At 61.9% G+C, this 8,006-nt stretch carries 11 protein-coding genes; 9 read left to right on the top strand and 2 right to left on the bottom strand.

The window, feature by feature from the left end:
* The 3 genes from GV818_RS26240 to GV818_RS26230 all read left to right on the top strand — a co-directional run.
* A partial coding sequence (locus tag GV818_RS26240; RefSeq protein WP_161777911.1) for an NAD(P)/FAD-dependent oxidoreductase occupies positions 1–1,221 on the top strand: 1,221 nt, incomplete at its 5' end.
* Between the two features lie 145 nt (positions 1,222–1,366).
* Positions 1,367–1,759: a hypothetical protein gene (locus GV818_RS26235; protein ID WP_161777910.1), complete on the top strand. Its 393-nt coding sequence runs from the start codon at positions 1,367–1,369 to the stop codon at positions 1,757–1,759.
* A 159-nt stretch (positions 1,760–1,918) separates the two neighbouring features.
* A complete protein-coding gene (locus GV818_RS26230; protein WP_161777909.1) occupies positions 1,919–2,734 on the top strand; it encodes a hypothetical protein in 816 nt (271 codons plus the stop codon).
* Positions 2,735–2,787: 53 nt separating this feature from the next.
* Here GV818_RS26230 and GV818_RS26225 read toward each other — a convergent pair whose 3' ends face one another.
* Positions 2,788–3,360: a type 1 glutamine amidotransferase family protein gene (locus GV818_RS26225; RefSeq protein WP_161777908.1), complete on the bottom strand. Its 573-nt coding sequence runs from the start codon at positions 3,358–3,360 to the stop codon at positions 2,788–2,790.
* A gap of 174 nt (positions 3,361–3,534) precedes the next feature.
* On the opposite strand from GV818_RS26225, the gene GV818_RS26220 reads away from it, so the two are divergent.
* Positions 3,535–4,218 (top strand): formylglycine-generating enzyme family protein, encoded by a 684-nt coding sequence (locus GV818_RS26220; protein WP_161777907.1) that lies wholly within the window; start codon positions 3,535–3,537, stop codon positions 4,216–4,218.
* A gap of 151 nt (positions 4,219–4,369) precedes the next feature.
* On the opposite strand, the gene GV818_RS26215 is transcribed toward GV818_RS26220, so the two are convergent.
* The gene (locus GV818_RS26215) at positions 4,370–4,861 is read right to left on the bottom strand and encodes a hypothetical protein (RefSeq protein ID WP_161777906.1); all 492 of its coding nucleotides are present in this window, start codon (positions 4,859–4,861) and stop codon (positions 4,370–4,372) included.
* Between GV818_RS26215 and GV818_RS26210 the strand changes: the two genes are divergently transcribed.
* The 5 genes from GV818_RS26210 to GV818_RS26190 all read left to right on the top strand — a co-directional run bounded on the left by GV818_RS26210 (position 4,861) and on the right by GV818_RS26190 (position 7,976).
* Positions 4,861–5,256, top strand: a complete 396-nt coding sequence (locus GV818_RS26210; RefSeq protein WP_161777905.1) for a hypothetical protein — start codon at positions 4,861–4,863, stop codon at positions 5,254–5,256. The genes GV818_RS26215 and GV818_RS26210 overlap by 1 nt on opposite strands.
* A gap of 60 nt (positions 5,257–5,316) precedes the next feature.
* On the top strand, positions 5,317–5,718 hold the full coding sequence (locus GV818_RS26205; protein WP_218586312.1) for a hypothetical protein: 402 nt from the start codon (positions 5,317–5,319) through the stop codon (positions 5,716–5,718).
* 126 nt (positions 5,719–5,844) lie between these two features.
* Complete coding sequence (locus tag GV818_RS26200; RefSeq protein WP_161777904.1) at positions 5,845–6,093, top strand: type II toxin-antitoxin system Phd/YefM family antitoxin; 249 nt, start codon at positions 5,845–5,847, stop codon at positions 6,091–6,093.
* Complete coding sequence (locus tag GV818_RS26195) at positions 6,083–6,364, top strand: type II toxin-antitoxin system RelE family toxin (RefSeq protein WP_161777903.1); 282 nt, start codon at positions 6,083–6,085, stop codon at positions 6,362–6,364. Before GV818_RS26200 ends, GV818_RS26195 begins: the two co-directional genes overlap by 11 nt.
* Before the next feature lie 178 nt (positions 6,365–6,542).
* Complete coding sequence (locus GV818_RS26190; protein ID WP_161777902.1) at positions 6,543–7,976, top strand: RtcB family protein; 1,434 nt, start codon at positions 6,543–6,545, stop codon at positions 7,974–7,976.
* Positions 7,977–8,006 lie beyond the last annotated feature (30 nt).

The following is an 8,006-nucleotide window of genomic DNA, read 5'->3' as shown; positions in this document are numbered from 1 at the left end:
GGGGCCGGGGTGGTGGGCCTGGCCAGCGCCCTGTGGCTGCAACGCCTGAACTGGAAGGTGACCCTGCTCGACCGCCAGCCGCCGGGCAGTGGCACCTCCTTCGGCAATGCCTGTACCTTCGCCACCTATGCGGTGGAGCCAGTGGCCACCCCCGGCATCTGGCGCAAGGCCCCGGGCATGCTGTTGCGCCCTGACAGTCCACTGGCGATTCGTCCCGGCTACCTGCCGCGAATCGCTCCGTGGCTGTGGCGTTTTCTCGCCAGCTCCCGCGAACACCGGGTCGATGCCATCAGCCAGGACCTGCACAGCCTGCTCAAACCCTGCATGGGTTCATGGCAGACCCTGTTCGACGAGGCAGGGGCCAACGACCTGGTGCGCCACGACGGTTCGTTGTACATCTTCGAAGGCCATGAGCGCCGGAGCGCCATTGACATGCTGGCCTACCATCAGCGCTTCGACGTACCGATGCGACTGCTGGAGGGGCCGGAGTTGCGGGCCCTGGAACCCGCGCTCAACGCCCGCGCGGCGCTGGCCCTGGAACTGCCGGACGTCAGCCGCACCCTCGATCCCTATGCACTGAGCCTGCGTTTGCTGCGGCGCTTCAGCGAGCAGGGTGGTGAGTTTCGCCAGGGTGAGTTGCAGGGCGTGCAGCGCAGCACCCAGCACAGTGAACGGCTCACCGCCCGCTTGAGCAGCGGCGAGTCGTTGCAGGCCGAGCGCTTGGTGCTGTGCACTGGCGCCTGGTCCCGCAGCCTGGCGCAGACCCTGGGTGATGAGATCCCGCTGGACACCGAACGCGGTTATCACGTGCTCTTCGACCAGTCAGGGGCCTTGCTCAAGCGCCCGGTGTGCTGGGCTGCCGGCGGTTTCTACATGACGCCAATGGCCCAGGGCCTGCGAGTGGCGGGCACCGTTGAATTCGCTGGTCTTGAAGCTGCGCCGGACCCGCGGCGCTACCGTTACCTGGCCAAGGCTGCGCGGCGTTTTCTCACCCTGCACCACGAGCCTGCCTCGCAGTGGATGGGCTTTCGCCCGTCGCTGCCGGACAGCAAGCCGGTGCTCGGCCAGTCGCGGCTGTTGCCCCAGGTGTACTACAACTTCGGCCACGGGCATGTGGGGCTGACCCTGGCTGCAATCACCGGGCAACTGGTGGCGGAGCAGGCCAGTGGATTGGCGCCGAGCGTGAGTATGCAAGCGTTTCTGGCGGGGCGTTTCAGATAGCCACGCAGGATATTGCTGCGGTGTGCATGGGAGTAGGCAAACGGTCATTTTTATCTGCTACAACGGCTTCTTCCCTCGACAGAGTTGCATGCTCCGGTAGCCGGAATGGTCCCCGGGCATGTTCTGCAGCCATGGATGCGCCCGTATGCGAAATGCACTTCTGCTGACCTCCTTGTTCCTGTGTGCCGGCGCAACTCATGCCGAAGACCCCGCCTCGGTGCTCGGGCATGGCTTCGGCTCCCTGAGCTGCGTCGACCTCAAGGACCCCGACAGCAAGGCCACTTGCGGCGCCCGGGCATTGTCCAATGGCACGGGCTGCCATGGCCTGTCCAGCCAGGGCATGCGCGACAAATGCCTGGATGAAGCGCTGTACCCGCAAAGCAGCTCGACCCGCAGCCACATAGCCAGGGCCAAGCCGCCGGCGCCTGTCGCGGCGGTTGTCGCCAAGCCTTACCTGCAGCCTGCGGCGCCAGCCCTGCCGGAGCGCGAAGTGCAAAGGCTGGAACAGGTGCTGGGGGTCGATAACGCCCAGCCTTGAGCCGGTTTCGAGCTTGCTCCGGTCTTGCAGTCAGCGTCCGCACAAGGCCGCACTCGCGTCGCTACACAAAACTTTGTGCGTGTCAGCGCCAGCCTATATGCTCCCTGGCCCCAAGGCAGCAGTGACCTGTTGCAGGTCCTGGCGCCCACGCCATTCGCAATGGAACTGACGATGCACCACCCACTTTCGATGCCGCTGTGGCGGCCGCACCTGAGCGCCTTGTTGCTTGGCGGTCTGTTGCTTATGGGTGGGTGCAATACTTTGTCGCCCGCGCCCGACACGCCGGAGTCAAGAGCGGCGAGTTTGCGCAGCAGCTTCCTCGCCAGTTTCAACCATGTCTTGGGCCAGGGCGTGCGTCGAGTCAATCTCGATGGCTGGGTCGGCGGCGTGTCGTTGCGCACCGTGATCAATCGTCAGAACCAGGTAGTCAGCTGTATCGCCGAGGCACTCCCCGAGTACCCGCTGGAACGTTTTCCGGACAATCGCCAGTTGGTGCCACTGATGGAAAAGCTGTGTTGGGATACGGTGTTTCCCCGTGTGGAACCAATGCTGTTCGCCAGCGTTTCCGGGGCGGTGATGGAGGTCGTGGTTCCGTTGGTTTTCTCCCGTCCCGGAAAAATGCCGGCAGAGGAGCAGAAGGTTCGCGAAACCGTGCGTGAGTACAACGCGCGCGAGGAGTACTTCTGGCAGCAGCTCTTCGTCGGGGCGACGCTCGACAGCATTGGCTCCGCACGGATTAGCGGGGCGGCCAACGCACAGGGGCAGGTGCAGCGTTGTCAGGTTGAGCTGACAGCAAACCCCATGAGACTTGCCGATTTCAAGCCAGCCCCAGGTCTTGCGCAACGCCTGCAGAGCGCCTGTGCCAACCTGGATCTGCGGCAGATGCCTGGTTTCTTCATCGCCGAACCGATGGGTGGCCGGTTTCTGCTCGAGCTGGATTATTCGCCCTGGAAAGGCGGGCCGAAACAGCCTTGAGTGCGCGGCTCAGGTTGGCCCGCTGAAGACCCCGAGCCTGGCGACCGTGTATTTCACCGCACCTTGTTGTGCTCCGCCGCATGCATACCGATATACGCCGTCAGATTCTCATCATCGATGCCCAGGGTGCGCAGGATCTGCGCCATGAAGCTCACTGGTGCGCTGCCCGGTGCGGTGATCACTCGCTGGTCCGCCACGGCATGGGGCACGTCCTGATAGTGCGCGGCGCCGGCATATTTCATCGCCAGCAGGTTGTCCGCCGAATTGGAGGTATGCCGCACATGGTCCAGCACTCCGGCCTTGGCCAGCATCCGGGTGCCATCGCAGATGCCGGCGAGGACGATATTGCGCTCCCGCGCGGCGCGCAGCAGGGCGCTGATATCCGGGGCCTGGTCGCTCTGCCAGACAGTTCCGCCGCAGACCATCAACAGGTCGAGCTCATCGAGGCGGATCTCTTCCAGGGCCAGATCCGGAGTCACGCGCATGCCGCCCATGGAGGTTACCGGAGCGCCTTTGGGCGCCGCGAAGCGGCAGTCGAAACCGTAGTAGGCGCGGGCCGTGGCGTTGATCAGGGCGGTTTCCCAGTCGGCGAAGTTCTCGCAGATGATAGTAATGGCGCGGGTCATGCAGGTGTCCTTCCTTGGCTGAGAGTGTGTTCGGGTGGCGTAGGGTAACTCTTTTTGGGTGGGCGACTCAGCACTTGAGCGAGGCTTTGCAGGCGGTTGGTTGCGGCGTTTGTGGCGCAAGCATGGGATAGTGCCGCCCTCCACACAGAGGGTTCATCAGCGGATGGATATCAGATGAAGGTTGAAAGCGTGTACGACGGAATGATCAGCTTGTCTGCGGGCCAGATTGCTCAACGCGACGATCGCAAGCAGACACAATGGACTTGTGCCATTGCCCCGTTCCAGCTGTGTCGTGTTCCCACTACCCAGGCGCTGTACCTAGAAGTCATGCAGGCCGCGCCTGCGCGTTTTCCTCACCCCGATGCGCCAGTGGAGTGTGTGTCCTGGCTGGATGCCGTGGTCTTCTGCAACCGACTTTCCCTGCTGCTGGACCTGCAGCCGGTGTATGACCTCGACCCGCTGTCCTATACCGCGCATTGGCATCAGCAGCGTAACGGGTTTCGCCTGCCTACCGATGCCGAATGGGAATATGCCTGCCGCGCCCACAGTGGAGAAGTGCAGTACGGCCCCCTGGAGCAGATTGCCTGGTATGCCCATAACTCGGCGGAACGCAGCCACCCGGTGGGGCTCAAGGTCGCCAATGACTTCGGCCTGCACGACATGTTGGGTAATGTCTGGGAGTGGTGCTGGGATCTGTACGATGCCGAGGTCTACGGCAGCTACCGGGTATTTCGCGGTGGCGGCTGGAGTGATGCCCCCCGGGGTTGCCTGGCGTCAAATCGGCGCCGCAGCCACCCGACCTTTTGTATCGAGGATCTGGGGTTTCGCCTGGCACGCTCGCTGCCACAAGGCGCTTGAATAGGCATCACCGGTGGCTTTCGGATAGCACCTGGTGAGTCGGGCGACAGCCTCTATGTTCTCGCGCCTTGATCGATGGGCGCGGCAAAGAGGCTGCTTGCTCGATTCGAGGACCGCGCCATGAAGGGACCATCTTTTCAGGTTTGCCGCTTCAGTCTGGTCGAGCCGTTTGCTTGCCGGTCATGGACGTTTTCCAGCAGGGTTTTCCGATTGTCGAGTGGTGAACACCTGCCATCGGTTGTTTGCAGTACGCCAACGCACCTTGGCCGGGCAGGCGCTCAAGAGCATCGGGGTGGCCCGTTTTCAGTAGCGCGCCGATGCTCGGGGGCAGGTCCTGGATTGCCAGGTTCGACTGGAAAAAAACGCTGCGGCCTGTTGGGTTCAAGGCCGATGGTGCTTTGCTGCAGCGCTTGAGCGAGCAGTGCAAACAGTCGGGTTTACAGCAGATGCCGAGGTTTGCGCTTAATGCCCAAGGGGCTGTCCAGGACGCTGTGGCGATGGAGTATGCGCCGTGCATGGTCGCGGCGTAGCAGCGCTGAGTCGGGCTACACCACAACGTAATCTGATAGAGCAGTGCTTGCTGATCAACCGGATACAGCGAGCAGAAAACACCAATGGTTGGATCAAAGGCGAGGCCGTTCAATGAGCAAGTTTGGCTGTACGTGCGGGCATGTGATTGTCGATCAGACTGACAATCTGCCCTATAAAGCGTCGCTGGTGCGTGATGGGCATGAAGAGGCGCTGTATGACGCTCTTACCTCGTTGAGCAAGGCGCTGCTGATGGCCGTGGAGGCTGGTCGTCTGGATGAGTTGATGGACCAGACCTATGGCAAGACCTCTTGGCGGCCCAAGGTGACCGAGTACATTCAGGACCAGTTTTCCAGTCTGAATATAGCGCACAGTTCCTGTGTCTATGAGTGCCAGAACTGCGGACGGTTGTGGGTTGAATGTGGGCGAGAGAACCGATTCGTGTCCTATGCGCCAGACAGTGGGCGCTACCAGGCGGTGCTGGCGGTCGAGCCGGACCAGCCTGGCTAATGGCTGGCGATTGGCGGGTGGCGAAGGTATAAAGCGGCCTTTTGCCAAGGAGACGCGATGATGTTCAATGTACAAGGATGGTTGTCGATGGTCGCGTTGTTGCTGGCGCAGGGCGCGCAGGCGGAGCAGATGGCCAACTGTCAGGAGCGCCAGGTCCAGGGACATATGGCACAGATGTGCCTGCTGCCGGGGGCGGCGTTTCAGCATGACACTTATCGCCTGGTGGTGGATGGCGCCCTGATTTTCAGCCTGACGGATGATTTTGCCGAAGAGGTGACCCTGGTTCACCGCATTCCGAAGGGGCCGGCGCTGGAGTACATGCTGTCTCGCCAGGGCCAGGACAGTGTGACCCTCAAGGGCGGGTGTGTGCCGGTGAGCAAGGACGGCGCCGAGGTGGCGCGGCTGTGCAACTTCCACTGGGGCAAGGTGCAGGTGGTCAAGGATGTGCGTTTCGACTTTTGAGGTGGAGGGCTTTCCTGACCCTAATGGCTTCACCGCCGGGCGCGCTGGCGATACACGACGGTGCCCTCGGAATCATGCAAAGGGTGCTATTTTTAGTACTCTTAATAGCACTCCAAGGAGAGCGTCATGACACATATCGTTTTGTCTAACGTGGTCGCGAGTATTTCTGAACTGAAGAAAAACCCTATGGGCACTGTCGCCGCCGGCGGCGGTTCATCGGTGGCCATCCTCAATCGTAACGAGCCTGCGTTCTACTGCGTTCCGGCCAGGGAATACGAGGCCATGATGGCGCGCCTGGAAGACATGGAGCTGATTGCCCTGTGCCGTGAGCGCGAGAACGATCCGACCCTGAAGGTCTCGCTCGATGACCTATGAGCTGGAGTTTTCTGAAAAGGCCTGGAAGGAATGGCAGAAACTCGGTGCCACGCTGAAAGAGCAATTCAAGAAGAAACTCCAGGAACGACTGATCAATCCACATGTGCCCGCCGATCGTCTGGGTGGTTTGGGCAATGCTTATAAAATCAAACTGCGCAGCGCGGGTTACCGCCTGGTGTACCGGGTGGTGGACGAGGTGTTGGTGGTAACCGTAATTGCTGTGGGCAAGCGTGAGCGTGGGGGCGTTTATCAAGAGGCCGCAAAGCGCTGACCGTTTCTCCCTGCCTTGGGTCATCGAGGTGGACTGGTCGGAAAAAAATGCCCGCGGGGTCTTTACATCGCCCCCGGTTCTCACCACCATATGCGCCGTCTAAGTTTCGCTGCTGACCAGACAATTCCAGCCACCAAAAGGGTGGTTGTTTTGTTGCGTCCAAGAAAAGCAGTTGAAAATGACCAAGACTCCTCTGAAAAGAATTCAGCACAAGCTCGCCCGTTCCGGGGTGGCCATCGAACGCCTGAATTCCAATTCGCTCTCTATCTCCTCGATCAATGACGCCGGGCTCAAGGTGGATTTGCTGCTGCCTGACAGCTTTGCCATCGAAGAGAAAGCCATCCTGCAACTGATGGATTTCGCCAAGGTGGCCCACCCCGATGGCGGCGAAGTGAAGTGCGCCTGCGCCACGCCGGACTTTCACACCGGCAGCCCGATTCCGGTGGGCAGTGTGATCGTCACCAGCCACGACATGGTGGTGCCGCAAGCGATTGGCACCGACATCAATTGCGGCATGCGCCTGCACAAGCTGGGGCTGAACTACGAGCAGTTCATGGCGCAGAAAGCCAAGTGGACCGCCCTGGTGCGCGGCGATCTGCTGGAAGGCACGCGCAACATTCCTACCAGTCCCACCGCCATGAGCGCGCTGTTTCAAGCCGGGTTGGGGGACTTCTGGGCCCAGGTGCAGCAGCAGGACCCGATCGGGCTGTTTGCCGGGGCGGATTTCGCTCAGTTGCAGCGTGAGCTGTCGGGCCTGCATGAGTCGTCGTTCGCCCGAGGCAGCGCCGACTACGCGCCGGAAGCCTTGCAGGACCGCTCGCGGAAAATCCTCCGCGACCCGGGCCTGGGTTCCCTGGGCGGCGGCAATCACTTTGTCGAGATCCAGGTGGTCACCGAACTGGTGGATCGCCAGGCCTGCTTCGCCCAGGGCCTGTCCGTAGGGCAGGTGGTGATGATGATCCACACCGGCTCTCGGGACGTGGGCTTCTATGTGGGCCGGCGCTGGATGGACAAGGCCAAGGCCCTGTGGCCGGCGGGGATCAAGCATCCCGACTCGAAGATCTTCGCCCTGTTTGGCGAGATGGCGGATGAGTACCTGCTGGCCATGCACAGCGCGGCTCACTACGCCGACGCCAACCGTGCGCTGATCGCCGAGATGGTGCGCCAGCGCACCCGGCAGGTGTTCGGCGCGGGTATCGAGGCGCCGCTGATTGTCGATGTACCGCATAACATCGTGCTGCGCGAAGAGGGCGGCAATGTGCACCGCAAGGGCGCCACACCGGCCTACGCCGGGCAGCCCTTGCTGATTCCGGGGAGCATGGGGCATGACTCCTACCTGCTCACTGGGCTGGGCAATGAACGCTGGCTGCGCTCGGCCAGCCATGGCGCCGGGCGCTCCATGTCCCGCAGCGAGGTGGTGTTCAAAGCCAAGAAGGACAAGGCCTTTCTCGGCCTGCAGGGCGTGGAGTGCATCACCACCAAGGAGGAACGGATGATCGAGGAAGCACCGGGGGCCTATAAGGAAATTGGCCAGGTGATTCGCTCGCAGGTGGAGGAGGGGACGGTGTCGGTGATCGCCAGGTTTTCGCCGATTCTGACCTTCAAGGCATAAGTACGGCGGGCCCTTGGGGGTGAGGGTTCA

It is taken from the genome of Pseudomonas sp. Fl4BN1, assembly GCF_009908285.1.
Lineage (GTDB): Bacteria > Pseudomonadota > Gammaproteobacteria > Pseudomonadales > Pseudomonadaceae > Aquipseudomonas.
Note: the sequence above shows the minus strand (reverse complement) of the source record. Positions and strands in the feature narration are given on the sequence as shown.